Genomic DNA, 25,859 nt, shown 5'->3' on the forward strand with positions numbered 1-25,859 from the left:
CTCTCGCCGGCCAAGCTGGTCGACGACCACGGGCCGGTCCAGCCGGTCCGTTTCAGCTCGGTGCGTCCGCGGATCCGGTCGCAACGCCCGGGCGGCCCGCGATGCGGCGGGCCTCCTCCATGACCGCGGCCGTGACCAGGGCCGCCGCTGCGTCGTCGCCCTCGATGACGGCGTACTCGTCATCGAGCTCGATGAGCCGCTCGGCCAGGGGCAGTTCGTGCCCGTAGCGCTGGTGGAGCCGGAACGTGAGCTCCCAGGGCGTCAGCTGCCCGGACAGCATGCGCCGGGCGAGCGCTCGCACAGCCGCTTCGTCACGGGCCTCGCCCGCGACCGGATGGAAGACCACTGCGAGCTCGTCGAGCGCAGTGGGAAGCAGGTCGTGTACGGCGTAGCCCGCCTCGGCGCGGGTGCAGGCCGCCAGCACCCGGAGTCCAGGGCTGTCGAGTCCGGCGACGAGCGCGTCGCAGGCCGCGTCGATGACATCGCCCGCGGGGATCTCGCCCACGCTCCAGAGCGTGGCACGGTCCTGGAGTTCGCCCAGCGCTGCTTCGGTCGACGGCATCCGGCCATGATCCCCAGGCCCGGGGTCACGGTCGAACGGGTTTCACGGAAGCGGCTGTTCGGCAGCTCGCGCCGGCTGCGCCCGCACCCACTGCGCGGAGGTGTGACGCACACTCCACGCCCACCGGCCGCTGAGGGTGCCGGCGCTTGTGCCCGTGCACAATGCGTGCGCTGCGCCGCTGGTCATCCGCAGCGATTCGCCCCCGCGGCGTGGACGGCCGGGGGGCGCCGGTGCTGATGTGAGGCACCACAGGGGCACGCAGGACACAGGCCCCGGAAGGGGGACTGCATGGCCGCCTCGCTCGAGGTACGAGCACTGTCCGTCGGCTACGGGCCGGTGCGGGCGCTGCGTGAGGTCTCCGTCGATGTGCCGGAGGGCAGGATCGTCGCCGTGCTCGGCGGCAACGGCGCGGGCAAGTCCACGCTGCTGCGCGCGATCTCACGCACCCTCACCTTTCAGCGCGGCCGGGTCACCGCGGGCTCCGTCCACTTCGAGGGCCGCCCGCTGGACGGGCTCAGCCCGGCGCGCGTCGTGGCCGCCGGGGTGGTCCAAGTACCCGAAGGACGGCAGGTGTTCGCACGGATGACGGTGGCCGACAATCTGCGGGCGGGCGCACTGGGGGCACGTGGCGGCCGGCGGGAGGCCGCCGCGGCGCTCGCCCGCGTCCACGAACTCTTCCCGGTCCTCGCCGACCGCGCCCACCAACGGGCCGGTCTGCTGTCCGGCGGCGAGCAGCAGATGCTCGCGCTGGGCAGGGCGCTGATGGCACGGCCCCGGCTGCTGCTCCTCGACGAGCCGTCCCTGGGACTTGCCCCGCTGATGGCCGAACGGATCGCGCAGACCGTCCAGGAGATCAACACCGCCGGCACCTCGGTCCTGCTGGTGGAGCAGAACGCGGCGATCGCGCTCCGGCTGGCATCCACGGCGTACGTCCTGGAGGTCGGAGAGGTCGCCCTGGAGGGACCCGCCGACCGGCTGGCCGCCTCCGACGAGGTGCGCAGGCGCTATCTGGGAGTGGTCGACGAGGAGGCCGCGGAGGACGCCGTACGGGCCGAGGCGGCCGCACCGGCGCTGCGGAGGTGGTCCGCATGACGACCCCGGACACGGCCGCCGTGGACGACGCCGCCTCCACACCGGCGCTCACGGTCTCCGGCCTCACCGTCCGCTTCGCCGGTCTCACCGCGCTCGACGACGTCTCCTTCACCGTCGCGCCCGGCAGCGTCCATGCCGTCATCGGCCCGAACGGCGCGGGGAAGTCCACCTGCTTCAACGTCCTGTCCGGTGTCTACCGCGCCACAGCCGGCACGGTCCACTTCGGCGACAGCGAACTCACCGGCCTGCCCCCGCACCGCATCGCGGCGCTCGGTGTCGCCCGCACCTTCCAGAACCTCGCCCTCCCGCCGCACGCCACCGTCGCGGACAGCCTGCTGCTCGGCAGACACCGGCTCACCCGCACGGGGTTCCTCTCCGCCGGACTGCGGCTGCCGTCCGCCGCCCGTGAGGAACGGCGACACCGGGAACGCGTGGGCGAGATAGCGGAGTTCGTCGGGCTCGCGGCCGATCTCGGCCGGCCGGCCGGAGCACTCCCGTACGGCAAACAGAAGCTTGTCGAGCTCGGCCGCGCGCTGTGCATGGAGCCGCGGCTGCTCCTGCTCGACGAACCCGTCGCGGGCATGACCGCCGACGAGCGGCAGCAGACCGCCGCCGTCATCGCGGGTGTGCGCGACGGTCTCGGCATATCCATCGTGCTGGTCGAACACGACATGGGGGTGGTGATGCGGCTCGCGGACGCCGTGACCGTACTCGACTTCGGGCGCCGGATCGCGGACGGCACCCCGGCCCAGGTGCAGAGCGACCCGGCGGTCGTCCGGGCTTACCTCGGAACAGGTGCGCAGGCATGACGACCTTCACCGAACTTCTCCTCGGCGGGCTCTCCATCGGCTCCGTCTACGCCCTGATCGCCCTCGGCTTCGTCGTCATCTTCAAGGCCACCGAGGTCGTCAACTTCGCCCACGCGTCCCTCCTGCTGGCCGGCGGCTACGTCACGGCCGTCCTCCACGACGACATCGGCTTCTGGGCGGCGCTCGCCGTCGGCATCGCGAGCGCGGCCGTCGTGGGAGCCGCCGTCGAGTTCTTCGTGATGCGCCGCTACCGGGGCTCCGACCACAGCGTCCTCGCCATCGTCACCATCGGTGTCGACATCCTGCTGACCACCGAACTCACCCGCCGTATCGGCACGGACGTCCTCGCCCTGGGCGACCCCTGGGGCGACCGGGTCGTCACCATCGGCGACATCACCATCGCGCAGACCCGGATCGCCGCGTTCGTCGCCGCAGCGCTCCTCATCACCGCCTTCCTGCTCGCCTTCCGCTTCACCTCCTGGGGCGTGGCCATGCGGGCGGCCGCCGAGAACCCGCAGACCGCCGCGCTGATGGGGGTGCGGCTCGGCAGGGTCTCGCTCGCCGCGTGGGGCGTGGCGGGCGGCCTCGCCGCCGTCGCCGCGCTGTTCCTCACCGTCTTCCCGACCCCCGGGCTGGAACGCGCCACCTCGCTCGCGGCGCTCAAGGCCTTCCCCGCCGCGATCCTCGGCGGACTCGACTCCACCACCGGCGCACTCGCGGGCGGGCTGATCGTCGGTGTCACCGAGTCGTTCGCCACCGGGTACCAGAGCGAACTGTCCTTCCTGGGCCGGGGCATCGGCGATCTCGCGCCCTATCTGGTGATGGTGCTCGTCCTGCTCATCAGGCCGGCCGGACTCTTCGGCACGAAGGAGCCCGCGCGTGTCTGACACCCTGCCCGAGACGCTCGACACGTCCCCGTCCCTCAGGGCGCCCAGGGTATCGGTGGCGTTCAGGAACCCCCGGGCGTACGCCTGGATCCTCGGCGGTCTCCTCCTCCTCGCCCTGCCCTTCTACCTCGACCGCTTCTGGCTCCAGGCCGGACTGTTCGCGATGGCCGCGGCGATCGGCGCCATCGGCATCAATCTGCTCACCGGCGCGACCGGCCAACTCTCCATGGGCCACGCCTTCTTCCTCGCCGTCGGCGCGTACGGCTACTGCGTTCTCGCGGGCGGGAACGAGGTCGAGAACGGCCACCGTCTCACCGGCCTCGGCCTCCCGACCTGGCTGGCCGCGATCCTCGCCGTCCTGCTCGCGGGCGCGGCGGGCGGCCTGTTCAGCCCCATCGCGGGCCGGCTGAGCGGGGCGTATCTCGGCATCGCCACCCTCGCCCTGATCTTCATCGGCCAGCATGTGCTGTTCAACGCGAGTGATCTGACAGGGGGGTTCAACGGCCGCGCCGTCCCGCCGCTGTCCCTGTTCGGCTTCACCTTCGACGACACGGAGGTCGTGATCGCGGCCGTGCCGTTCCAGTCGGCGGAGAAGCTCTGGTACGCGGCCCTGGTCGCGCTCCTGGCCTGCGGGCTGTTCGCCCGCGGTGTGCTGCGCGGCCGTCCCGGGCGCGCCATGAACGCCCTGCGCGACCACCGCATAGCGGCGGGCGTGATGGGAGTTCCGGTCGCCCGCTACCGGGCCGCCGTCTTCGTCCTCTCGTCGATGTACGCGGGCCTCGCGGGTGTTCTGCTCGCCCTGGTCTTCCAGCGCACGGTCCCCGAGTACTTCGGCATGATCCTCTCGCTCGAATATCTCGCCATGATCGTGATCGGCGGTCTCGGCACGGTCGCGGGCGCGGTCGTCGGCGCGGCGTTCGTGTCCCTGCTGCCCCAAGTGCTCACCCACTACAGCGACAGCCTCCCGCTGGTCGCCGCCCCGGGCACGGGCGGCGTCTCGCCGGGGGAGGCGTCGCGCTATCTGTACGGCGCCGCGGTCGTCGCGGTGGTGCTGTTCCTGCCCGGCGGACTCACCCGCCCGACAGTGTCCCGACGGGAGAAGACATGAAGCCGAAGAGATACATGGCGGTGCTGGCCGTACTGGCGCTCAGCGCCGTCGGTTGCAGCGAGAAGGCGACGAGCGGTGACGGCGGTGGGAAGGACGCCGGGGGAGTGAAGACCGGCGAAGGCGTCACCGCCAAGACCATCACGCTCGGTGTGCTCACCGACATGACCGGTGTCTACGCCTCACTCGGCAAGAGCGTCACCCAGGCCCAGCAGCTGTGGGCGAAGCAGACCAACGCGGCCGGCGGTGTCTGCGGCCGGCAGATCGAGCTGACCGTGCGCGACCACGGCTACGACCCGCAGAAGGCCCTCGCCGGCTACACCGAGCTCGAACCGAAGGTGCTGGGCTTCGCCCAGTTCATCGGCTCGCCCTTCGTGGCGGCCGTCAAGCAGCGCATCGACGGCCAGGACAAGGGCCTCGTCCTGCCGCAGGCATGGTCGGCCAGTCTGCTCGGCAGCCCGTACGTCCGGGTGGTCGGCGCGACGTACGACATCGAGACGATCAACGCGATCGACTATCTGCTCGCCCAGAAGCGCATCGCCAAGGGCGACAAGATCGGTCACGTCTACTTCGAGGGCGACTACGGCGAGAACGCCCTCGCCGGTTCCAAGTACGCGGCCGAGCAGGCAGGCCTCAGCATCGTCGAGCAGAAGATCAAACCGACCGACAACGACATGTCGGCCCAGGTGGCCGCGCTCAAGAAGGCGGGCGTCAAGGCCGTCGTCATCAGCGCCGGACCGCGTCAGGCGGCCTCCCTCGTCGGCGTGGCGGCCGCCGGCGGCTTCAATGTGCCGGTCGTCGGCAACAACTCCGCCTACGCGCCGCAGCTCCTCGCGACCCCGGCGGGGCCCGCGCTGATGAAGGACTACTACGTCGCCGCCTCCACCCTCCCCATCGGCGCCACGGACGCGGCGCCGGCCAAGCTGGCCAAGGAGTACGCGGCCGCCTACCCCAAGGACGGCCTCGACAACGGCGTGGTCGCCGGGTACACGGCCATGGGGGTCTACGGCGAGGTGCTGAAGAAGGCCTGCGCCGACAAGAACCTCACCCGTGAGGGCATCGACAAGGCCCTGCTGACCCTCTCCGCGTACGAGAGCGGCTTCGGCATCACCCACGACTTCTCCGACCCGGCGGCACCGTCGACCCGGCAGAGCGTCATCATGAAGCCGGACAACAAGGTCCCCGGCGGACTGAAGGTGGTGCGGCCCGCGGCCGTGGCGAAGGCGGCGGAGTCCTTCAAGAGCGGCGGATAGGGCGTGTCCCACAGCGACTGAAAGCTGTCGCACACACGAGGAGGGCCCGGGTGCGGATCGCACCCGGGCCCTCCTCGTATGCCGTCGCCGTGTCAGGGCAGCTGGGCCGCCCTGGCCTCACGGCTCTCACGACGGTTGTCACGGAACGTGTTCACCCGTCGTGCCGTCGCGAACAGCGGGATCGTCGCCGCCAGCACGATCTGCAGTGCGCAGCCGGTCTGCAGCAGCAGCTGGCCCGCCGGGGCGTCGAACGCCCAGGCCGCCAGCAGACCCATCGCGGCCACGATCCAGCCGAGCATCGCCACCGCCAGGACGCCCCGCGGTTTCGGGTACTCGACCCGGCTCACCATCAGCCACGCCGTACCGATGATCGCCAGCAGCGTCGGGATGAACGGCAGCTCCAGCAGGACGATCGAGACCACCGTGAGCGCGCCGAAGGGGCTCGGCATGCCCTGGAACATGCCGTCCTTCAGGGTCACGCACGAGAATCTCGCAAGCCGCAGGACCACCGCCAGGAGCACCACGATCGCGGCCACCGCCGAGACCCGCTGGTGGGCGTCGTCCGCGACCATGCCGTACACGAGTACGAAGTAGGCCGGGGCGAGCCCGAAGCTGATCAGGTCGGAGAGGTTGTCCAGCTCCGCGCCCATCGGCGAGCTGCGCAGCTTGCGCGCCACGAGCCCGTCGCAGAGGTCGAAGATCGCGGCGAGCAGCATCAGGATCACGGCGGTGGCGGCACTGTGCCGCGCCATGCCGGTCTCCTGGCTGCCCTGGAGGTGCGGGATGAGGATGCCGGTGGTGGTGAAGTACACCGCCATGAATCCACACGTCGCGTTACCGAGAGTGAGGGTGTCCGCTATTGACAGCCGCAGAGAGAGAGGCATCTCCTCCGCGTCGTCCTCGGCGTCCGCCTCGGCGACCCAGCCCGCCTGTGTGTCGGGATCAACCACGGTCAATGCGAGTCACCCCCGCGGTCGTGGTCTGACCGACCTCGACAGCGACATCGACACCTTCCGGAAGGTAGATGTCCACGCGCGAGCCGAAGCGGATCAGGCCGATACGGTCGCCCTGCTCGACCTTCGTGCCCTGCGGCACGTAAGGAACGATGCGCCGCGCGACGGCACCGGCGATCTGCACCATCTCGATGTCACCGAGCTCGGTGTCGAAGTGCCAGACAACGCGCTCGTTGTTCTCGCTCTCCTTGTTGAACGCCGGCACGAAGCCGCCGGGGATGTGCTCCACGGACGTCACCGTGCCCGCGAGGGGCGCGCGGTTGACGTGGACGTTCAGCGGGCTCATGAAGATCGCGACCCGGGTGCGCCCGTCCTTCCACGGCATGATGCTCTGCACCACACCGTCGGCCGGAGAGATGACGCGACCCTGAGTGATCTCGCGCTCGGGGTCGCGGAAGAACCACAGCATGCCCGCCGCGAGCGCGGTGGCGGGCACGGCCACGACCGCCGCGCGCCGCGAACGGCGCGAGCGGGCGAGGCTGAGGGCGGCAGTGGCGACGGTCGGCAGAAGCCACGGCGATGCTCCGCGCGCGAGGCGTACGCCACGGAGGCTGTCGCGAGGTGCAGAGGTTTGGCTGTGGGGCATGGATGACCTTCGTAGCGGATGATGCCGCGCTGGCAACGGGGGACGGCGGCTTTCCGAGCGATGTTATCGGTTGTGGGCCGTAACTGGGAAAGCCAGAAGCCGAGTCGGTCGGCCGGAAACCCTCAGAGAACGCTGACAGGGTGTGATGTTCTTCGCGGCCGAACCGGCCCGAAAGCGACAATCATCCCTGGAACCGGTACTCCTCGAGCAGCCTGCGTCCAATGATCATTTTCTGGATTTCGGCGGTACCTTCACCGATCAACAGCATCGGAGCCTCGCGGTAGAGGCGCTCGATCTCGTACTCCTTGGAGAAGCCGTAGCCGCCGTGGATGCGGAAGGCGTCCTCGACGACTTCCTTGCAGTATTCGGAGGCGAGGTACTTCGCCATCCCTGCCTCCAGGTCGTTTCGTTCCCCGGAGTCCTTTTTGCGTGCCGCATTCACCATCATCGCATGCGCGGCCTCGACCTTGGTAGCCATCTCGGCCAGTTTGAACTGGATCCCCTGGTGCTGGGCGATGGGCTTGCCGAAGGTGTGACGCTGCTGTGCGTACGAGACGCCCAGCTCAAAGGCACGGTGCGCGACACCGCAGCCACGTGCCGCGACATTGACGCGGCCGACCTCGACGCCGTCCATCATTTGGTAAAACCCTCGGCCGGTGGTGCCGCCGAGTACCCGATTGGCCGGAATGCGCAGTCCGTCCATGATGAGTTCGGTCGTGTCGACGCCCTTGTAGCCCATCTTGTCGATCTTCCCGGGGATGGTGAGGCCCGGACGGACCTCTCCGAAGCCGGGCTCCTTCTCGACGAGGAAGGTCGTCATCGACTTGTGGGGGGCGGTGCCCTCCGGGTGTCCTTCGTCACTCCGGCACAGAACGGCCACCAGATTCGACGTTCCGCCGTTCGTGAGCCACATCTTCTGGCCGTTGAGGACGTACTCGTCGCCGTCCCTGACGCCCTTGGACGTGATGGCCGACACGTCCGAGCCGAGCGCCGGCTCCGACATGGAGAACGCGCCGCGCACCTCGCCCAGCGCCATCCGGGGCAGGAAGGTGTCCTTCTGCTCCTGGGTGCCGTGCTGCTTGAGCATGTACGCCACGATGAAGTGCGTGTTGATGATGCCCGAGACGGACATCCAGCCACGGGCGATCTCCTCGACGCACAGCGCGTACGTGAGCAGCGACTCGCCCAGACCGCCGTACTCCTCGGGAATCATCAGCCCGAACAGGCCGAGCTCCTTGAGGCCTTCGACGATCTGCGTCGGGTACTCGTCGCGGTGCTCCAGCTCGGTGGCGACCGGGATGATCTCCTTGTCGACGAAGTCCCGGACCGTCGACAGGATTTCCTGCTGGATGTCGGTCAGCCCGTGCGTCTGGGCGAGTCGGCTCATGACTACTTCTCCGGCTTCTTGGAGGGCTCGATCAACTCCGGGCGGCCGGGCTGCTCGCCGCCGCGCTCCTTGATGTACGTCTCGGTGGGGACCATCACCTTGCGGCGGAACACGCAGACCAGCGTGCCGTCCTGCTTGTACCCCTTCGTCTCGACGTGGACGATGCCGCGGTCGCTCTTGGACCGGGACGGCGTCTTGTCGAGAACGGTCGTCTCGCCGTAGATCGTGTCGCCGTGGAACGTCGGCGCGACGTGCTTCAGCGACTCGATCTCCAGGTTGGCGATGGCCTTGCCGGAGACGTCCGGCACGGACATACCGAGGAGCAGCGAGTAGATGTAGTTGCCGACGACGACGTTCTTGCCGAAGTCCGTCGACTTCTCCGCATAGTTGGTGTCCATGTGGAGGGGGTGGTGGTTCATGGTCAGCAGACAGAAGAGGTGGTCGTCGTACTCGGTGACCGTCTTCCCGGGCCAGTGCTTGTAGACCGCCCCGACCTCGAACTCTTCGTAGGTGCGTCCGAACTGCATGGTGCTCAGGCCTCCGGGGCTTCGAACGTCGAGGTACGGGTCATGCCCGCGGCACGGCCCTTGCCGGAGATGACCAGGGCCATCTTGCGGCTGGCCTCGTCGATCATCTCGTCGCCGAGCATCGCCGAGCCCTTCTTGCCGCCGGCCTCGGACGTGTAGTAGTCGTACGCGTCCAGAATCAGCTCGGCGTGGTCGTAGTCCTCCTGCGAGGGGGAGAACACCTCGTTGGACGCCTCGACCTGACCCGGGTGCAGGACCCACTTGCCGTCGAAGCCGAGCGCCGCGGCCCGCTGGGCGACGGCCTTGTAGCCCTCGATGTTCTTGATCTGGAGGTAGGGGCCGTCGATCGCCTGGAGATTGTTGGCACGGGCGGCCATCAGGATCTTCATCAGGATGTAGTGGTAGGCGTCCGCCGGGTAGCCGGGCGGCTGCTCGCCGACGACCAGCGACTTCATGTTGATCGACGCCATGAAGTCGGCCGGGCCGAAGATGATGGTCTCCGTGCGCGGGGAGGCCTGGGCGATCTCGTTGACGTTGTTCAGACCCTGCGCGTTCTCGATCTGCGCCTCGATGCCGATCTTGCCGACCTCGAAGCCCATCGTCTTCTCGATCTGGGTCAGCAGCAGGTCCAGCGCCACGATCTGCTGGGCGTCCTGCACCTTCGGCAGCATGATGCAGTCGAGGTTCTGCCCGGCGCCCTCGACGACGGTGACCACGTCGCGGTAGGTCCACTCGGTGGTCCAGTCGTTGACCCGCACGACCCTGGTCTTGCCCGTCCAGTCACCCTCGTTGAGGAACTTCACGATGGTGTGCCGGGCGTCCGGCTTGGCGAGCGGCGCGCAGGCGTCCTCCAGGTCCAGGAAGACCTGGTCCGCCGGGAGGCCCTGGGCCTTCTCCAGGAAGCGCGGGTTGCTGCCCGGCACGGCGAGGCAGGAACGGCGCGGCCTCAGACGGTTGACAGTCATGCGGGGACCTCCAGAGGGTCGAGCTTGTTCGCTTTCCGGATCTCGTCGACGATACGGCCGATGATCTCGGTGATGCCGAAGTCCTTCGGGGTGAACACGGCGGCCACCCCCGCCGCCTTCAGAGCGGTGGCGTCGGCGTTCGGGATGATTCCGCCGACGACGACCGGGATGTCAGCCGCCCCCGCCTCGCGGAGGCGGTCCAGCACATCGGGCACGAGCTCGGCGTGCGACCCGGACAGGATGGACAGGCCCACGCAGTGCACGTCCTCGGCCAGCGCCGCGTTGACGATCTGCTCGGGCGTGAGCCGGATGCCCTGGTAGACCACCTCGAAGCCGGCGTCGCGGGCGCGTACGGCGATCTGCTCGGCGCCGTTGGAGTGCCCGTCCAGGCCCGGCTTGCCGACCAGCAGCCGCAGCCGTCCCGAGCCGAGCTCGTCGGCGGTGCGGGAGACCTTGTCGCGGACGACCGCGAGCGGCGTGCCCGCTTCCGCGGTGACCGCGACAGGCGCGCTGGAGACGCCCGTCGGGGCGCGGAACTCGCCGAACACATCGCGCAGCGCCCACGCCCACTCGCCGGTGGTGACGCCCGCACGGGCGCACTCGACCGTGGCCGCCATCAGGTTCTCGGTCCCCGCGGCGGCCTTCTTCAGCGCGGTGAGCGATTCCGTGGCGCGGGTCTCGTCGCGGTTGTCGCGCCACTCGTGCAGCTTGGCGACCACCCGTGCCTCGTTCTCCGGGTCGACCGTCATGATCGCCGTGTCGAGGTCGGCCGTCAGCGGGTTCGGCTCGGTGGTCTCGAAGATGTTCACGCCGACGATCTTGTCGTCGCCGCCCTCGATCCGCGCCCGCCGCTCCGCGTGCGAGGAGACCAGCTGCGACTTGAGGTACCCGGACTCGACGGCCGCCATGGCGCCGCCCATCTCCTGGATCCGGGTGATCTCCGCCAGGCACTCGTCGACCAGCGAGTCCACCTTGGCCTCGATGACGTGCGAGCCGGCGAAGATGTCCTCGTACTCCAGCAGGTCCGACTCGTGGGCGAGGACCTGCTGGATGCGCAGCGACCACTGCTGGTCCCACGGGCGCGGCAGACCGAGCGCCTCGTTCCAGGCCGGGAGCTGTACCGCTCGGGCGCGGGCGTCCTTGGACAGCGTGACGGCGAGCATCTCCAGCACGATGCGCTGGACGTTGTTCTCCGGCTGCGCCTCGGTGAGCCCCAGGGAGTTCACCTGGACGCCGTAGCGGAACCGGCGCTGCTTCTCGTTCTCGATGCCGTACCGCTCACGGGTGACCTGGTCCCAGATGCGGCCGAAGGCGCGCATCTTGCACATCTCCTCGATGAAGCGGACACCGGCGTTCACGAAGAAGGAGATACGGGCGACCACGTCGCCGAATTTCTCCGCCGGTACCTGGCCGGAGTCCCGCACCGCGTCCAGCACCGCGATCGCGGTGGACATCGCGTACGCGATCTCCTGGACCGGCGTGGCGCCCGCCTCCTGCAAGTGGTAGCTGCAGATGTTGATGGGGTTCCACTTGGGGATGTTGGCCACCGTGTACGTGATCATGTCGGTGGTCAGCCGCAGGGAGGGCACGGGCGGGAAGACATGCGTCCCGCGCGACAGGTACTCCTTGACGATGTCGTTCTGTGTGGTGCCCTGAAGCCGGGTGGCGTCCGCGCCCTGCTCCTCCGCGACGACCTGATAGAGCGCCAGCAGCCACATCGCGGTGGCGTTGATCGTCATCGAGGTGTTCATCTGCTCCAGGGGGATGTCCTGGAACAGCCTGCGCATGTCACCGAGATGCGAGACGGGAACCCCGACCCGGCCGACCTCGCCGCGGGCGAGGATGTGGTCCGGGTCGTAGCCCGTCTGTGTCGGCAGGTCGAACGCGACCGACAGACCGGTCTGGCCCTTGGCGAGATTGCGCCGGTAGAGCTCGTTGGACGCCTCGGCGGTGGAGTGGCCCGCGTACGTCCGCATGAGCCACGGCCGGTCCTTCTGACGCTCTGTCATGTGTGGGACCTCAGTCAGACGTTGCGGAAGCGGTTGATGGCGTCCACGTGCTTCTCGCGCATCTCTTCGTCGCGCACACCCAGACCCTCGCTCGGGGCGAGAGCGAGGACGCCGACCTTGCCCTGGTGGAGATTGCGGTGCACGTCGTACGCGGCCTGGCCGGTCTCTTCGAGGGAGTAGACCTTGGAGAGGGTGGGGTGGATCTTGCCCTTGGCGATCAGGCGGTTGGCCTCCCACGCCTCGCGGTAGTTGGCGAAGTGGGAGCCGATGATGCGCTTGAGCGACATCCACAGGTAGCGGTTGTCGTACTCGTGCATGTAGCCCGAGGTGGAGGCGCAGGTGGTGATGGTGCCGCCCTTGCGGGTGACGTAGACGCTCGCACCGAAGGTCTCGCGGCCGGGGTGTTCGAAGACGATGTCGATGTCCTCGCCGCCGGTGAACTCGCGGATGCGCTTGCCGAAGCGCTTCCACTCCTTCGGGTCCTGCGTGTGCGCGTCCTTCCAGAACTTGTAGTCCTCGGCGCTGCGGTCGATGATCGCCTCCGCGCCCATCGAGCGGCAGATGTCCGCCTTCTGCTCGCTGGAGACGACACAGATCGGGTTGGCGCCGCCGGCCAGGGCGAACTGGGTGGCGTAGGAGCCGAGTCCGCCGCTGGCACCCCAGATCAGGACGTTGTCGCCCTGCTTCATGCCCGCGCCGTTGCGCGAGACGAGCTGGCGGTACGCGGTGGAGTTCACCAGGCCCGGTGCAGCGGCCTCCTCCCAGCTGAGGTGCTGGGGCTTGGGCATCAGCTGGTTGGACTTGACGAGTGCGATCTCCGCCAGGCCGCCGAAGTTGGTCTCGAAGCCCCAGATCCGCTGCTCGGGGTCGAGCATCGTGTCGTTGTGGCCGTCGGAGGACTCGAGCTCGACGGACAGGCAGTGGGCGACGACCTCGTCGCCGGGCCGCCAGGCGTTGACGCCGGGCCCGGTGCGCAGGACGACGCCCGCCAGGTCGGAGCCGATGACGTGGTACGGCAGGTCATGGCGCTTGGTGAGCTCCGAGAGCCTTCCGTAGCGCTCGAGGAAGCCGAAGGTGGCCATCGGCTCGAAGATCGAGGTCCAGACCGAGTTGTAGTTCACCGAGCTGGCCATGACGGCCACCAGCGCCTCGCCGGGGCCGAGTTCGGGGACCGCGACGTCCTCGACATGGAGGGACTTGCGGGGGTCCTTCTCCTTGGTCTCGAGGCCGTTGAACATCTCGACCTCGTCCTTGTGCACGGTGACCGCGCGGTAGGACTCGGGGATGGGCAGTGCGGCGAAGTCGGCGGGCGTGCTGTCCGTCGACTGAATGGCGTCCAGGATGTCCTTCACGGGTGCCTCCGGCGAAGCGCGTTGCGGGGAACGCTGAGGGGAACGTCGGTGTGCTGCTGTGTGGAGGTGTGCCGTCGGTTCGGCGGGTGGTGCAGGTGTGGCGGCGCCGGTGGGCGCGAAGGGGTGCCTGTGACGCAGGCGTCCGGGCCGCAAACTCAGGGTTTGCTGGGACAGCCGGCGTACGAATGGTCTCTGCACGCCGGCCGCCCGGACAACTTCAACGTATGGCACGGCGTGCCATGTGACAAGACACTGCGTGCCAACAATTTCTCTCAGTTGTCATCTGGGGGGCACGTATGAGCAACAACGGCCGCCCCTGGGGGGACGGCCGTTGCTCACTGTGAGTGATCGCGTGCGCTCCGCTGCTCGGAGCAGGGAGCCTGAGGGTGATTCCCGGGGCGGCCCGGGGGCCGCGGGTACCGCCATCCGTATGAACTTCGGGGCCCTGCGGGAGGTCGGAACCCCGGCACTGCGGGTCAGGTGCGGCGGTCCTGAAGCGCCCGCTCGATCGTGCGCATCACGTCCTCCAGTGGCGCGTCCGTGCGCGCCACGGCCACCAGTACCTCGCCCTCGGTGGTCACCGCCGCGGCCGGTGCCGGATCGCCTGAGCGGGACGCGGACGCCGTGGGCACCCGGTCCCGCGAGCGGCCCGCCCCTATGCCGGTGCCGAAGGTGTCCCGGACGATCGCGAAGGCGTGGTCGAGCTGGGTCTCCACGTCGCCCTGGCCGCCGGCGCGCAGCCAGCGGCGCAGCACGTGGTTGTGCGCGGTGACGACCGCGGACGCCGCCACCTCCGCCAGCAGAGGATCGTCGTTGCCGTCGTGGTGGTCCCGCTCGTCGAAGTGCCCCAGCAGATAGCGGGTGAACAGCCGCTCGTAGCGGGCCACCGAGGCGATCTCGCGCTCCCGCAGGGTCGGGACCTCGCGGGTCAGCCGGTAGCGCTCCACGGAGACGGCGGGGGAGGCCGCGTACATCCGCATGACCTCCTTGATTCCCCGGCACACCGTGTCGAGCGGGTGCTCGTGGGGCGGAGCCGCGTTCAGCACCGCCTCGGCCCGTACGAGCGTGTCGTCGTGATCCGGGAAGATCGCCTCTTCCTTGGAGCGGAAGTGGCGGAAGAAGGTCCGCCGCGCGACGCCCGCAGCCGCCGCGATCTCGTCCACGGTCGTCGCTTCGTAGCCCTTGGTCGCGAACAGTTCCATCGCCGCGGCGGCCAGTTCGCGCCGCATCTTGAGGCGCTGTGCGGCGGCGCGACTGCCGGCTGCGCTCTCCGGGGCGTCGGACGTGGCCTTGGTACGGGCGGGCTTGGCGGGCTGCGGCATGACCTGAACGTACTGCATCCGTGCAGGAGAGCGCGCCTGTGGGTGGGGGGCGCCCGCCCCTGTGGCGGGGGCGGAAACGGGGGCCGGAGCCGGGGGCGGACCGTCCGAGGGATCGAGCAGTCCGCCCCAGCCGGCGGGGTGATCAGCGGCGGGCATATTCGCGGAAGCCACGCCCGGTCTTCCGGCCGAGGCAGCCCGCCGCCACCAGGTGCTCCAGCAGTGGCGCGGGAGCGAGACCCGGGTCGCGGAACTCGCGGTGCAGCACCTTCTCGATCGCGAGCGAGACGTCGAGCCCCACCACGTCGAGGAGTTCGAAGGGCCCCATCGGGTAGCCGCCGCCCAGCTTCATCGCGGCATCGATGTCGTCGAGGGTCGCGTAGTGCTCCTCGACCATCTTGATCGCGTTGTTCAGGTACGGGAAGAGCAGCGCGTTCACGATGAATCCGGCACGGTCGCCGCAGTCCACCGGGTGCTTCTTGATCTTCGCGGTCACCGCGCGGACCGTGGCGTGGACGTCGTCGGCCGTCAGAACGGTACGGACGACCTCGACCAGCTTCATCGCCGGCGCCGGGTTGAAGAAGTGCATACCGATGACGTCCTGCGGGCGCGAGGTGGCGCGGGCGCAGGCCACGACCGGCAGCGAGGAGGTGGTGGTGGCGAGCACCGCACCCTCCTTGCAGATCTTGTCCAGGGTGGCGAAGAGCTGCTGCTTGATCTCCAGATCCTCGGCGACGGCCTCGACCGCGAGATCGACGTCCGCGAAGGCGTCCAGGGAGCCGGCGGGAGTGATCCGGCCGAGCGCCTCGTCCCGCGCCTCGGCCGTCATCCGGCCCTTGTCGACAGAACGCGAAAGAGACTTGGTGATACGGGACTTGGCCGTCTCCGCCTTCTCGAGCGAGCGCGCGGCGAGCACCACGTCGTAGCCCGCCTTGGCGAAGACCTCGGCGATGCCGCTCGCCATGGTCCCGGAACCGGCCACGCCCACGGAACGGACCTCACGGCCACCCGCTCCCTCGGCGGCCGGCTGCGGGGTGAGGGCATCCGGCACCGGGATCGCGGCACCGGGTGCCGCGTAGGTGTAGAAGCCGCGCCCCGCCTTGCGGCCGGTCAGGCCGGCCTCGCTCAGCTGCTTGAGGATGGGGGCGGGCGCGTGCAGCCGGTCACGGGACGCGGAGTACATCGCGTCGAGAACCGTCCGGGCGGTGTCGATGCCGATCAGGTCCAGCAGTGCCAGCGGTCCCATCGGCAGGCCGCAGCCGAGCTTCATCGCGGCGTCGATGTCCTCGCGGGAGGCGTACTTGGCCTCGTACATCGCGGCGGCCTGGTTGAGATAGCCGAAGAGCAGTCCGTCGGCGACGAAACCGGGCCGGTCGCCCACGGCGACGGGCTCCTTGCCGAGCTCACGCGCCAGCGAGGTGACCGCTTCGACGGCGGCGGGCGCGGTCAGCACCGAGGAGACGACCTCGACCAGCTTCATCGCGGGGGCGGGGTTGAAGAAGTGCAGTCCGAGCATGCGCTCGGGGTGCGACGAGTCGGCGGCCAGGCGGGTCACGGACAGGGCGTTGGTGCCGGTGGCGACGATGGTGGTGGGGCGGACGATGCCGTCCAGCGCACGGAAGACCTGCTGCTTGGCCTCGTACGACTCGGACACCACCTCGATCACGAGATCCGCGTCGGCGGCCGCCTGGAGATCGGAGAACGTGCGGAAGCGGGCGAGCGTGTTGCGGCGTTCCTCCTCGGTGATCCGCTCACGCTCCACGGCGCGTGCGGTGGAGGCTTCGAGGGCGACGACGGCCTGGCGGGCGGCCGCGGCGCTGATGTCGATGCCGATGACCTCACGGCCGGCCCGGGCGAGCACCTCGGCGATGCCGGTGCCCATGGTGCCGAGGCCGACGACGGCAATGGTGTGGAGAGGGGTGTCCATCAGGGGACTCCAGGGATGAGTGACGACTGAAGAGGAGGTGCGCGCGGGGAGAGGCGCACGGGCGGTGCGCGTGGGGAGGTGCCATAGGGCGCACGGCGCACGTCGATTGCGTGTCGTGGTGCAGGGCCGGCGGACTCTGTCCCGGAGTCACGCCGTACGCGATACGTCCACCGACGCATCACGGTGCTTGCCGAACCGACTGCACTCGCGGCGGCTGCGTCACCAGGCCACCGGGAGCTGTGCGGGGGTTACCCGCTCACTTGAGATTAACTCGCCAGTAACGAGCGCGCCAGACCTGGTCCGGTGTGATCTGGATCGCCGCCGTGCGCGGCCCCTCCCGTCGCTACGCTGACCGGCATGGACGAGGAGTTACGGTCGCTGGCCCAGCGGCTGAGGGGCGAGTCGGGCGGCTCGGTCGCCTATGAACGGCTGCTGGCGACCGAGGACCAGGAGGAGCTCGCGGGCGTCCTCATCGAACAGGAACGTCCCTTGTGGGCGCGGGAGATGGCAGCCTTCCGGCTCGGGTGCGCGGGGGACCGGCGGGCCTTCGAAGCCCTGGTACTGCTGCTCAACCACCGTGATCCCGCGCGCTGTGTCTCCGCCGCGCACGCGCTGGCCGCGCTGGCCGACCCCCGTACACCGCGGGCGGCGGCCGCGCTGGCCACGAACGAGCTGAGGGTCGCCTACGCCCTGGTGCCGGTCCGGCTGCTCACCCGCCTGCGCGCCCCGGAATCCGCACCGGCCCTGATCACGGTGCTCCGGCGCCGTCTGGCACCGGGCGATCCGCACTGGCGGGTGGCGCTCGCCTGTGTGGAGGGCCTCGGGGCACTCGGCGACCGGCGCGCGGGGGACATACTGCGATCCGCACGGACGCATCCGCGTCTGACGGCGGCGGCGGAGGCGGCGCTGGCCAGGATCGGCTGACGCGACCGACGCGACCGACGCGACCGACGCGACCGACGAGACCGACGAGGCCGGCGGGTGCCTTACGGTCCCGCGGAGGCGCTTCCTGGGCGACCGGGCACGGAGGGTGCCGCAACGCAAGCGGGCTCGTGGCCGCAGAAACGCATGCGGGCTCCGGGCCGGAGGATTCCGGACCCGGAGCCCGCGGGCTCCCCCGATGTGCCCGTCGGGGTCGGTAGAACCCGACGGGCAGTCTGTGGCGTGCTCGTGCGCGCCGGCCCGCGGCGGTCCGCGCCGGTCGGGGGCCGGCGGCGCGCGAGGATCAGTAGAGCTTGGCGACCGCCGAGCGCGTGGTCTTCCGGAACCCGTCCAGGGGCGCCCCGTCCAGCTCGCCCAACTGGCTCCAGCGGACCACCGTCACGGCCTTGCCGTCGCGGCCGACCGAGTAGAGCGCGATGTCGGAGGAGCCGATCTCCGTGTCGTGAGTGTCGATGCTGTAGACGTTCGCACCTTCCTCCACATCGACCCTGCCGTGGTGGAAGGCCTCACCCTCGATGGTCGGGTACTGCTCCTTCATCCGGTCGAGGCAGCTCTCGACCGATGCGCGGAGCTTGGTGACGAGCGCCTTCGCCTTGGCCTCGGTGGCCGCGACCGTGATGGTCTGCTGCGCTCCGGTGTCCAGCTCGGTCCTGAACTCCCGGTGCCTGCTTGCCGCGTGGGGCGCGACTCCCTGGGTGCAGAAGTCGTCGCCCGTGCCGGGCTTCACCGGGTCGGCGTGCCAGGCGGTGGAGGCGGCCGGCAACTGGGAGGCGGAAAGGAAGGCGGGCGTCACGGGAGCGGCAGTGGCCGCGCCGATCGTGACGACCGTCAGACCGACGGCCGCCGTGGTCAGGGCAGCGGTGCGGAACATGTTCATGAAAGGACTTCCCCGTTGTTCGTGGTTGGTGGAGCGATCACCAGCTTTGACGGCTCGTGAGACGGCGGCAAGCACCTGAGGCACGTCCGGAACCGTGGAACCATTCCACCCCCGTTGACGTGGGACTCTTCAGCAGGGGTGAAACGCCGTCCTGGGACGGCCGGGGGGAGCTGAAAGGCGTGAGCACACCGAGAGAGTCCGAAACCGAGGCGTTCGCGCAGCGGCTGCGCGAGATCCGGGACGCGTCGGGCCGCAGCTACGGCGCGCTGGCACGTCGGGTGGGCGTCAGCGCGTCGACTCTGCACCGGTACTGCTCGGGCAGCACGGTGCCGGTGGAGTTCGCGCCGATCGAACGACTGGCCAGGCTGTGCGGCTGCGCCGGCGACGACCTGATCGCACTGCACCGGCTGTGGGTACGGGCGGACGCGGACCGCCGCCGGCGCATGGAAAGCGGTGGCGGCCGGGCGGACGCCGGTGCCCCGCACGGCACTTCGGGCCCGACGGACACCTCGGACACCTCGGACACCTCGGAGGCGTCGGACACGTCGGTCACCTCCCAGACATCGGCCACCCCCGCTCCGGCCACCCCCGTTTCGGCCGACCCTGTTCCGGCGGTCCCCGGCGAGGACGTGAGTGTCGGCATCCCCGTCCCGGGCCGGCCCCCGCTCGCAGACCGGGAATCCGCAGAACGTCCCCCGCGGGCGGCCGTGCCCGCGGCCGCACCTGCGGCCGTGCCCGCAGGGGCCGGCTCGCGTCGGTTCCGTCGCCCCGCTGTCTACGCCGCCGCCCTCGTCGCGTCCGTCCTCGCGCTCGTCCTGCTCATGGCCTTCGACCGGTCACCGCTCTCCGCGGCGGACCGGCAGCGCACGACGGCCCAGCAGCCCGGCGACCAGGACTCGGGCACCTCTCAGCCGCCGGGGGACGGCTCCGCTCCTCAGGAGCTCACCACCCCCGAGGCGGCCGGCACGGAGTCGGCGGAAGGCGAGCACGGCGCGGGGGAGGGGAAGACCCCCGATCCCCGGACGAAGGCCACCCGGGCGCCCGGCGGCCCCCAAGCACAGGGAAGCGGCACGCCGTTCACCTGGACCACGGATCAGCATGTGTGGCAGAACGGCTGCGGCCACACCTATCTCGTGAAGCGCGGCCCCTCCGCCGTACCCCCTCCGCCGGCCGAGGCCGACGCCGAACAGTGGGCGCGGTCCGTGGGCGCGGTGCACGCGGGCGACGCCGGTGTACGGATCACGGTGCAGGGCCGAAACGACACGGCCGTCGTGCTCCACGGCATCCAGGTCCGGGTGGTTGCTCGGCGGGCACCGCTGAAGGCCGACGCGTACAGCATGAGCCCCGGCTGCGGCGGATCGATCACTCCGCGGCTGTTCGACGTGAACCTCGACGCCTCCCGCCCGGTCGCCCGCTCCGTGGCGGGCAACGACGCCGGGGATCCGATCCCCGCACTCTCCTTCCCCTACAAGGTGTCGGCGAAGGACCCGGAGATTCTGCTGGTCACCGGCCGCACGGTCACCTGTGACTGCGACTGGTTCCTGGAGCTGGCGTGGAGCAGCGGCGACCGGTCCGGCACCGTGCGCATCGACGACCACGGGCGCCCGTTCCGCACGAGCGGCTACCAGGGCAGGCCGGTCCACGAGTACGACTCCGGTTCCCGCCGCTGGATCTCGGCAGGGAGCGAGACGGACGCCGAGACGGACGCCGAACCGGGAGGGGACGGCGGGACGGAAGCGGGCGCCGAGTCGGGTGCGGGCACGCAAGCCGGTGCCGGGACGAGGGCCGGCGCACATCCGTCGAAGGCACCCGTCACGACAGGAGCTATCCGGTGAGAGACCGCGTGTAGCGGACCTCCGGTACCGGCACCCCGTCCACGTCGAAGAGTTCCTCCGCGCCGTCGGGAGTGAAGCCGGCCCGTTCGTAGAACCTGCGCGCGCGGTCGTTCTCCTTGAGCACCCACAGCTCCATCCCGCGGAACCCGGCCTCCCACGCCCGGCGCGTCAGCTCCTCCATCAGCTCACGCCCCACGCCCGTCGCGACCTGCTCGGGCAGCACGTATATCGCGTACAACTCGCTTCTGTCGGCGGTCGTGCCCGCGTCCCTGCTCGGCCCGAAGCAGCCCCAGCCGACCACGGTGCCGTCCCGCTCCGCGACCACATTGGTCACCCGGCCCGCGCTCCGGGCGAAGAAGCCGCGGCGCTTCTCCGCGTCCTCGGCCACACTCATGGCATCGAGGTAGGACTGCGGCATCAGCCCCGCATACGCGGCCTGCCATCCTCGCACCCGAACGGTGGCGACGGCGTCGCAGTCATCGATCGTCATGTCCCGGATCCGCACCCCCACGGTTCAGTTCTCCTCCCCGACCAGCGCGAACGCCTCGATCTCCACGAGCAGTTCGGGCCGGAACAGGGCAGCCACCTGGACCGCCGAACTCGCCGGCAGGTGCTCCCCGGCGAACACCTCGTCCCGGGCGGCACGCACCGCGGGCAGCTGCGCGACATCGGTCACGAAGTACGTCAGCTTCACGACGTCCGCGAACGTCGCACCCGCCGAGGCGAGACACCGGCGGATGTTCTCGAACACCTGCCGCGCCTGTGCCGCGGGGTCGCCCTCGCCCACGATCCTGCCGTCCTCGTCGAAGGCACACTGCCCGGATATCGCGACGAACCGGCCGGTGCCCCAGACGACATGGCTGTAGCCGGTGCCGGGGGCCACGCCGTGGGGGGCTTTCACATGGGTGAGCTGTGCAGTCATGCGTACATCCTTGCGTACGCCACTGACAATCCGGACCGGACGGCTCCCTCGCCCGCCCGTCCGCCGGTCCTCCCGCTCCCCCGCCCGCCAGGCGCGCGGTCTCAGAGCAGGGTCAGCTGCGTCGGCGCCACCGCCTCCTCGACCGCGGCCTCCGGCGTACGGATCCGGCGGGGCATCCCACGGTTCGCCGGTCCGATCCCGAACTCGGCCGCCAGTTCGTGGACATGGCGGGTGATCCGCCGCTGGTACCACTTGGGTGCGTACGCCCCCTCCGCGTACAGCCGCTCGTAGCGCCGTACGAGATGGGGATGGTGCTCGGCCACCCAGGCCATGAACCACTCGCGCGCACCGGGCCGCAGATGCAGCACGAGCGGGGTCACCGACGTGGCCCCCGAGGCGGCGATCGCTTTCACTGTCGCGCGCAGTTGGTCCGGGCGGTCGCCGAGGAAGGGGATGACGGGTGCCATCAGCACCCCGCAGCCGATCCCGTGGTCGGTGAGGGAGCGCACGACATCCAGGCGGCGCTCCGGCGCCGGTGTGCCCGGTTCCACCGTGCGCCACAGCGTCTCGTCGATGAAGCCCACCGACACGGATATCCCGACGTCGGTCACCTCAGCCGCCTGCACCAGCAGGTCCAGGTCGCGCAGGATCAGGGTCCCCTTGGTGAGGATGGAGAAGGGGTTCGCCCGGTCCCGCAGCGCCGAGATGATGCCCGGCATCAGGCGGTAGCGACCCTCGGCCCGCTGGTAGCAGTCGACGTTCGTGCCCATCGCGACATGCGCGCCGTGCCACTGGCGGGACGCCAGCTGGCGTCGGAGGAGATCGGGCGCGTTGATCTTCACCACGATCTGGGAGTCGAAGCCGAGGCCGGTGTCGAGATCGAGATAGCTGTGCGTCTTGCGGGCGAAGCAGTACACGCAGGCGTGCGAGCAGCCGCGGTAGGGGTTCACCGTCCACTCGAACGGCATGCGGGAGGCTCCGGGCACCCGGTTCAGAATCGAACGCGCGCGGACCTCGTGGAAGGTGATCCCCCGGAACTCCGGTGTGTCGAATGTCCTGGTGGTCACCGCGGACGTCCCGAACAGCGCGGTCTCCCCGGCCGTTGCGGGGTTCTCGACCAGATTGTCCCAGCGCATGGTCGCCTCCTCGGTAGCACTGACCCCAGAATAGAACACGTGTTCCCATGATCACTGCAACCCCTGTGGGCACCCTTGTGCGCCGTCGGCACCGAAGCTGCGGATTTGGGTGCCCGCACCCGAGGTGGTTGGCTAGCGCCACCCCGAACAACCGAGTGCTGGAGGAACAGCAATGGCGCAGGTCGAGGCCACCACGGAACGAATCATCTCGGCGGACGCGGAGAAGGTGTTCGATGCCCTGGCCGACTACGAGAACACCCGCGCGAAGCTGCTGCCCGAGCACTTCAGCGAGTACGAGGTCCGGGAGGGCGGGGACGGCGAGGGCACCCTCGTGCACTGGAAGCTCCAGGCGACGAGCAAGCGCATCCGCGACTGCCTCCTCGAGGTGACCGAGCCCACCGACGGGCAGCTGGTCGAGAAGGACCGCAACTCCTCCATGGTCACCACCTGGACCGTCACCCCCGCGGGGGAGGGCAAGTCCAAGGTCGTCGTCACCAGCGTCTGGAACGGCGCCGGCGGTATCGGCGGATTCTTCGAGCGGACCTTCGCCCCCAAGGGGCTCGCCCGCATCTACGACGCCGAGCTCGACAAGCTCGCGCACGAGGTCGAGAAGTAGGCCCGCCCGAGTCGCGGTAACACTCACCGTTTCGAGTGGTTTTCCCCGCGGTCTCGTGATGCGCCCCCGGCGCCACGAGCCGCGGGAAAGCCCCTGATGAGCGCCCGACGCGCGCCCCCCGAACGGCAGTTGGCGCCCACGGCGCGCCGCGTCCCCGAACAGCGCCCCGCTTGCTCCCTCTTGGCGTGTAATGCGAAGAATTACGCCGCGCAGGGCGTGACGAGGGGAGCAGATACGTGGGCGGCATCACTCTGGTGAAGGACGAGCAGGCCGCACCGGTCGCCGGCGGTCCCTCGGATCCCTCACCCCCGGCCGTCGCGGTCGCGGCCCCCGAACCGCTCAGCCCCCGGCGCGTACGCCTCGTCTTCTGCGGCCTGATGCTCGCGCTGCTCCTCGCCGCGCTGGAGCAGATGATCGTCGCCACCGCGCTGCCCAAGATCGTCGGTGAGCTCCAGGGGCTGGACCGGATGCCCTGGGCGATCACCGCCTATCTGCTCACCGCCACGGTGGGCCTGCCCATCTACGGCAAGCTCGGTGACCTCTTCGGACGCAAAGGCGTCTTCCAGTTCGCCATCGTCGTCTTCATCATCGGCTCGGCACTGGCCGGATGGTCCCGCAGCATGGACCAGCTCATCGCCTTCCGCGCCATCCAGGGCATCGGCGCCGGCGGCCTGATGATCGGCGTCCAGGCGATCATCGCCGACATCGTCCCGGCCCGGGACCGCGGGCGGTTCATGGGCCTCATCGGGGCCGCCTTCGGTCTCGCCTCCGTGGCCGGACCCCTGCTCGGCGGGTTCTTCACCGACCATGTCTCGTGGCGCTGGTGCTTCTACTTCAACGTCCCCTTCGGTGTGCTCACGCTCGTCGTGGTGACCGCCGTGCTGAAGCTGCCGAAGCCCGCCGCACGAGGACGGCTCGACGTACTGGGCGCGTTCTTCCTCGCGGCCGCCTCCACCTGCCTCGTCCTGCTGACCAGTTGGGGCGGCACGGAGTACGACTGGGACTCACACGTCATCCTCGGCCTGGCGGCCGGCGCCGCCGGAACAGCCGTCCTCTTCCTCGTCGTCGAGTCCTTCGCCCCCGAACCGATCATCCCGCTGCGGCTGTTCCGCGACTCGGTCTTCAATATCACCAGTCTCGTCGGCGCGGTCGTCGGCGTGGCACTCTTCGGCGCCGCGAGCTATCTGCCGACCTTCCTCCAGATGGTCGACGGAGCCAGCGCCACCGAGTCGGGTCTGCTGATGCTTCCGATGATGGGCGGCATCGTCGTCGCCTCCATCGTCTCCGGCCAGCTCATCAGCCGTACCGGGCGCTACAAGGTCTACCCGGTGCTCGGCAGCGCGGTCTCGGTCGCCGGTATGTGGCTGCTGTCGCGCCTGGAGACGGACACGTCGCGGCTGGAGTACAGCGCCTGGCAGGCGGTGCTCGGTGTCGGGATCGGTCTGGTGATGCCGGTGCTGATCCTCGCCGTGCAGAACGCCGTACCGCCCGCCGACCTCGGCACCGCCACCAGCGCCAACAACTACTTCCGCCAGATCGGCGGCAGCGTCGGCGCGGCGGTCTTCGGCACCCTCTTCGCCGACCGGCTCACCGACTCGCTCGCCGACCGCCTCCCGCAGGGCGCGGGCCTGCCGGACCCGGAGTCGATCACCCCGCAGCTCGTGCACGCCATGCCGCCGGTGATGCGCGACGGCTACATCCAGGCGTACGCCGACGCCATGCCGCGGATCTTCCTCTATCTCGTGCCGGTGCTCGTGCTCGGCCTGTTCATCGCCTTCTTCCTCAAGGAGAAACCGCTGGTGTCCCACAACGCCTCCGCCGCCGAGACCGCTTCGGTGCCCCCGGCCCGCAGTGCGCCCGCCCACTCCTTCGGCGTCCCCGTCTGCGGGACCGTCCAGCACCACGACGGCACCACCGTGCCGCGCGCCGCCCTCACCCTCATCGACGTCCAGGGGCAGCAGATCGGCCGGGGTGCCAGCGGCGAGGACGGGCGGTACGCGCTGAGCGTGCCCGGTACCGGCTCCTATGTGATGATCGCCGCGGCCGGCGGGCACCAGCCGCAGGCGGTCACCGTCACCGTCGGCGAACGCCCCGTGGAACTGGACGTGGTCCTCGGCGGCGCCGGACGTCTCGCGGGGACGGTGACCACCGCCGACGGCCTGCCCGTACGGGAGGCGACGGTCACCCTCACCGATGTCCGCGGCGATGTCGTGGCCACCACTCGCAGCGGGCGCGAGGGCGGGTATGTGATGACGGAACTCGTGGCGGGGGAGTACACGCTCGCCGCGAGCGCCCCCGCCTTCCGCCCCGCCGCGCTCCCGGTGAGCGTGCAGGCCTCGCGGGAGACCCGGCAGGACGTCGAACTGGCCGGAGGCGCGGTGCTGCGCGGCACGGTGCGGGCCGGCGGCGGGCGTCCCGTGGAGGAGGCCCGCGTGACGCTCCTCGACGCGGCGGGCAATGTGGTCGACACCCTCACCACGGGTCCCGACGGCACCTTCCGGTTCGTCGACCTCTCCTCCGGCGAGTACACGGTGATCGCGGCGGGCTATCCGCCGGTCGCCACAGTTCTGCAGGTCGCGGGCGGGGGGCGCACCGAACGCGATCTCCAGTTGGGGCACGAGGACTGACTCTTTGTCAGTTTCGCGCGGGCGCACCACCTATTCCGCGGTTGCGCCGCGCACCGTGTCGCCGCCGCCGTACCGTGGTGCCGAGGCCGCGGTTTCCGGCGGCGGGGAAGG

23 protein-coding genes are annotated in these 25,859 nt (G+C 70.0%); 9 read left to right on the forward strand and 14 right to left on the reverse strand.

Annotation, left to right across the window (positions count from 1 at the left end; translation table 11 throughout):
- Positions 1–52 precede the first annotated feature (52 nt).
- Positions 53–562, reverse strand: a complete 510-nt coding sequence (locus ACQPWZ_RS29225; RefSeq protein WP_433572793.1) for a hypothetical protein — start codon at positions 560–562, stop codon at positions 53–55.
- Between the two features lie 288 nt (positions 563–850).
- Between ACQPWZ_RS29225 and ACQPWZ_RS29230 the strand changes: the two genes are divergently transcribed.
- From ACQPWZ_RS29230 to ACQPWZ_RS29250, 5 genes are read left to right on the forward strand one after another with little or no spacing between them, the layout of a single operon-like run.
- Positions 851–1,654, forward strand: coding sequence for an ABC transporter ATP-binding protein (locus ACQPWZ_RS29230; protein WP_328862187.1), 804 nt, complete (start codon positions 851–853; stop codon positions 1,652–1,654).
- On the forward strand, positions 1,651–2,463 hold the full coding sequence (locus ACQPWZ_RS29235; RefSeq protein ID WP_433572794.1) for an ABC transporter ATP-binding protein: 813 nt from the start codon (positions 1,651–1,653) through the stop codon (positions 2,461–2,463). Before ACQPWZ_RS29230 ends, ACQPWZ_RS29235 begins: the two co-directional genes overlap by 4 nt.
- Positions 2,460–3,350 carry a branched-chain amino acid ABC transporter permease gene (locus tag ACQPWZ_RS29240; RefSeq protein WP_313943231.1) on the forward strand — a complete coding sequence of 297 codons (891 nt, stop codon included), beginning with the start codon at positions 2,460–2,462 and terminating at the stop codon, positions 3,348–3,350. The genes ACQPWZ_RS29235 and ACQPWZ_RS29240 overlap by 4 nt, the downstream gene beginning before the upstream one ends.
- A 55-nt stretch (positions 3,351–3,405) precedes the next feature.
- The gene (locus ACQPWZ_RS29245; protein ID WP_340478060.1) at positions 3,406–4,458 is read left to right on the forward strand and encodes a branched-chain amino acid ABC transporter permease; all 1,053 of its coding nucleotides are present in this window, start codon (positions 3,406–3,408) and stop codon (positions 4,456–4,458) included.
- Positions 4,455–5,708 (forward strand): ABC transporter substrate-binding protein, encoded by a 1,254-nt coding sequence (locus tag ACQPWZ_RS29250; RefSeq protein WP_356703767.1) that lies wholly within the window; start codon positions 4,455–4,457, stop codon positions 5,706–5,708. The genes ACQPWZ_RS29245 and ACQPWZ_RS29250 overlap by 4 nt, the downstream gene beginning before the upstream one ends.
- Before the next feature lie 92 nt (positions 5,709–5,800).
- Here ACQPWZ_RS29250 and pssA read toward each other — a convergent pair whose 3' ends face one another.
- From pssA to ACQPWZ_RS29295, 9 genes are all read right to left on the reverse strand, one after another.
- A complete protein-coding gene (gene pssA / locus ACQPWZ_RS29255; RefSeq protein WP_383239619.1) occupies positions 5,801–6,664 on the reverse strand; it encodes a CDP-diacylglycerol--serine O-phosphatidyltransferase in 864 nt (287 codons plus the stop codon).
- Positions 6,651–7,307 (reverse strand): phosphatidylserine decarboxylase, encoded by a 657-nt coding sequence (locus ACQPWZ_RS29260; RefSeq protein WP_313943229.1) that lies wholly within the window; start codon positions 7,305–7,307, stop codon positions 6,651–6,653. Before ACQPWZ_RS29260 ends, pssA begins: the two co-directional genes overlap by 14 nt.
- A gap of 181 nt (positions 7,308–7,488) precedes the next feature.
- Complete coding sequence (locus tag ACQPWZ_RS29265; RefSeq protein ID WP_433572795.1) at positions 7,489–8,694, reverse strand: acyl-CoA dehydrogenase family protein; 1,206 nt, start codon at positions 8,692–8,694, stop codon at positions 7,489–7,491.
- A gap of 2 nt (positions 8,695–8,696) precedes the next feature.
- Positions 8,697–9,221, reverse strand: a complete 525-nt coding sequence (locus tag ACQPWZ_RS29270) for a MaoC family dehydratase (RefSeq protein WP_340476269.1) — start codon at positions 9,219–9,221, stop codon at positions 8,697–8,699.
- A gap of 5 nt (positions 9,222–9,226) precedes the next feature.
- Positions 9,227–10,186 carry an HpcH/HpaI aldolase/citrate lyase family protein gene (locus tag ACQPWZ_RS29275; protein ID WP_327678760.1) on the reverse strand — a complete coding sequence of 320 codons (960 nt, stop codon included), beginning with the start codon at positions 10,184–10,186 and terminating at the stop codon, positions 9,227–9,229.
- Positions 10,183–12,195 carry a protein meaA gene (locus ACQPWZ_RS29280; RefSeq protein ID WP_340476270.1) on the reverse strand — a complete coding sequence of 671 codons (2,013 nt, stop codon included), beginning with the start codon at positions 12,193–12,195 and terminating at the stop codon, positions 10,183–10,185. Before ACQPWZ_RS29280 ends, ACQPWZ_RS29275 begins: the two co-directional genes overlap by 4 nt.
- Before the next feature lie 14 nt (positions 12,196–12,209).
- On the reverse strand, positions 12,210–13,547 hold the full coding sequence (gene ccrA, locus ACQPWZ_RS29285) for a crotonyl-CoA carboxylase/reductase (RefSeq protein ID WP_340476271.1): 1,338 nt from the start codon (positions 13,545–13,547) through the stop codon (positions 12,210–12,212).
- A gap of 476 nt (positions 13,548–14,023) precedes the next feature.
- A complete protein-coding gene (locus ACQPWZ_RS29290; protein ID WP_433572796.1) occupies positions 14,024–14,869 on the reverse strand; it encodes a TetR family transcriptional regulator in 846 nt (281 codons plus the stop codon).
- Between the two features lie 142 nt (positions 14,870–15,011).
- On the reverse strand, positions 15,012–16,793 hold the full coding sequence (locus tag ACQPWZ_RS29295) for a 3-hydroxyacyl-CoA dehydrogenase family protein (RefSeq protein WP_340476273.1): 1,782 nt from the start codon (positions 16,791–16,793) through the stop codon (positions 15,012–15,014).
- Positions 16,794–17,150: 357 nt separating this feature from the next.
- Here ACQPWZ_RS29295 and ACQPWZ_RS29300 point away from each other — a divergent pair, with 357 nt between their 5' ends.
- A complete protein-coding gene (locus ACQPWZ_RS29300; RefSeq protein WP_340476274.1) occupies positions 17,151–17,717 on the forward strand; it encodes an adenylosuccinate lyase in 567 nt (188 codons plus the stop codon).
- A gap of 301 nt (positions 17,718–18,018) precedes the next feature.
- On the opposite strand, the gene ACQPWZ_RS29305 is transcribed toward ACQPWZ_RS29300, so the two are convergent.
- On the reverse strand, positions 18,019–18,612 hold the full coding sequence (locus tag ACQPWZ_RS29305; RefSeq protein ID WP_433572797.1) for a hypothetical protein: 594 nt from the start codon (positions 18,610–18,612) through the stop codon (positions 18,019–18,021).
- 179 nt (positions 18,613–18,791) lie between these two features.
- On the opposite strand from ACQPWZ_RS29305, the gene ACQPWZ_RS29310 reads away from it, so the two are divergent.
- On the forward strand, positions 18,792–20,447 hold the full coding sequence (locus ACQPWZ_RS29310) for a helix-turn-helix domain-containing protein (protein WP_433572798.1): 1,656 nt from the start codon (positions 18,792–18,794) through the stop codon (positions 20,445–20,447).
- Here the strand turns inward: ACQPWZ_RS29310 and ACQPWZ_RS29315 are convergent.
- The 3 genes from ACQPWZ_RS29315 to ACQPWZ_RS29325 form a co-directional block, all read right to left on the reverse strand.
- A complete protein-coding gene (locus tag ACQPWZ_RS29315) occupies positions 20,437–20,937 on the reverse strand; it encodes a GNAT family N-acetyltransferase (protein WP_327678744.1) in 501 nt (166 codons plus the stop codon). The genes ACQPWZ_RS29310 and ACQPWZ_RS29315 overlap by 11 nt on opposite strands.
- Before the next feature lie 24 nt (positions 20,938–20,961).
- Positions 20,962–21,369, reverse strand: coding sequence for a RidA family protein (locus ACQPWZ_RS29320; protein ID WP_327678742.1), 408 nt, complete (start codon positions 21,367–21,369; stop codon positions 20,962–20,964).
- Between the two features lie 101 nt (positions 21,370–21,470).
- The gene (locus tag ACQPWZ_RS29325) at positions 21,471–22,505 is read right to left on the reverse strand and encodes an Rv2578c family radical SAM protein (protein ID WP_433572799.1); all 1,035 of its coding nucleotides are present in this window, start codon (positions 22,503–22,505) and stop codon (positions 21,471–21,473) included.
- Between the two features lie 172 nt (positions 22,506–22,677).
- Between ACQPWZ_RS29325 and ACQPWZ_RS29330 the strand changes: the two genes are divergently transcribed.
- Positions 22,678–23,121, forward strand: coding sequence for an SRPBCC family protein (locus ACQPWZ_RS29330; protein ID WP_340476279.1), 444 nt, complete (start codon positions 22,678–22,680; stop codon positions 23,119–23,121).
- 236 nt (positions 23,122–23,357) lie between these two features.
- Complete coding sequence (locus ACQPWZ_RS29335; protein WP_433572800.1) at positions 23,358–25,748, forward strand: MFS transporter; 2,391 nt, start codon at positions 23,358–23,360, stop codon at positions 25,746–25,748.
- Positions 25,749–25,859 lie beyond the last annotated feature (111 nt).

This window comes from Streptomyces sp. CA-251247, from assembly GCF_050952975.1.
In the GTDB taxonomy this organism is placed as follows: Bacteria; Actinomycetota; Actinomycetes; order Streptomycetales; family Streptomycetaceae; genus Streptomyces; species Streptomyces achmelvichensis.

Bases quoted from the DNA above. Each gene is read 5' to 3' on its own strand.
- ACQPWZ_RS29330 (WP_340476279.1), top strand. From the start codon at position 22,678: ATGGCGCAGGTCGAGGCCACCACGGAACGAATCATCTCGGCGGACGCG.
- ACQPWZ_RS29260 (WP_313943229.1), bottom strand. From the start codon at position 7,307: ATGCCCCACAGCCAAACCTCTGCACCTCGCGACAGCCTCCGTGGCGTA.
- ACQPWZ_RS29280 (WP_340476270.1), bottom strand. From the start codon at position 12,195: ATGACAGAGCGTCAGAAGGACCGGCCGTGGCTCATGCGGACGTACGCG.
- ACQPWZ_RS29315 (WP_327678744.1), bottom strand. From the start codon at position 20,937: ATGACGATCGATGACTGCGACGCCGTCGCCACCGTTCGGGTGCGAGGA.
- ACQPWZ_RS29240 (WP_313943231.1), top strand. From the start codon at position 2,460: ATGACGACCTTCACCGAACTTCTCCTCGGCGGGCTCTCCATCGGCTCC.
- ACQPWZ_RS29290 (WP_433572796.1), bottom strand. From the start codon at position 14,869: ATGCCGCAGCCCGCCAAGCCCGCCCGTACCAAGGCCACGTCCGACGCC.
- ACQPWZ_RS29265 (WP_433572795.1), bottom strand. From the start codon at position 8,694: ATGAGCCGACTCGCCCAGACGCACGGGCTGACCGACATCCAGCAGGAA.
- ACQPWZ_RS29325 (WP_433572799.1), bottom strand. From the start codon at position 22,505: ATGCGCTGGGACAATCTGGTCGAGAACCCCGCAACGGCCGGGGAGACC.
- ACQPWZ_RS29270 (WP_340476269.1), bottom strand. From the start codon at position 9,221: ATGCAGTTCGGACGCACCTACGAAGAGTTCGAGGTCGGGGCGGTCTAC.
- ACQPWZ_RS29235 (WP_433572794.1), top strand. From the start codon at position 1,651: ATGACGACCCCGGACACGGCCGCCGTGGACGACGCCGCCTCCACACCG.
- ACQPWZ_RS29320 (WP_327678742.1), bottom strand. From the start codon at position 21,369: ATGACTGCACAGCTCACCCATGTGAAAGCCCCCCACGGCGTGGCCCCC.
- ACQPWZ_RS29275 (WP_327678760.1), bottom strand. From the start codon at position 10,186: ATGACTGTCAACCGTCTGAGGCCGCGCCGTTCCTGCCTCGCCGTGCCG.
- ACQPWZ_RS29225 (WP_433572793.1), bottom strand. From the start codon at position 562: ATGCCGTCGACCGAAGCAGCGCTGGGCGAACTCCAGGACCGTGCCACG.
- ACQPWZ_RS29295 (WP_340476273.1), bottom strand. From the start codon at position 16,793: ATGGACACCCCTCTCCACACCATTGCCGTCGTCGGCCTCGGCACCATG.
- ACQPWZ_RS29250 (WP_356703767.1), top strand. From the start codon at position 4,455: ATGAAGCCGAAGAGATACATGGCGGTGCTGGCCGTACTGGCGCTCAGC.
- ACQPWZ_RS29230 (WP_328862187.1), top strand. From the start codon at position 851: ATGGCCGCCTCGCTCGAGGTACGAGCACTGTCCGTCGGCTACGGGCCG.
- ACQPWZ_RS29300 (WP_340476274.1), top strand. From the start codon at position 17,151: ATGGACGAGGAGTTACGGTCGCTGGCCCAGCGGCTGAGGGGCGAGTCG.
- ACQPWZ_RS29305 (WP_433572797.1), bottom strand. From the start codon at position 18,612: ATGAACATGTTCCGCACCGCTGCCCTGACCACGGCGGCCGTCGGTCTG.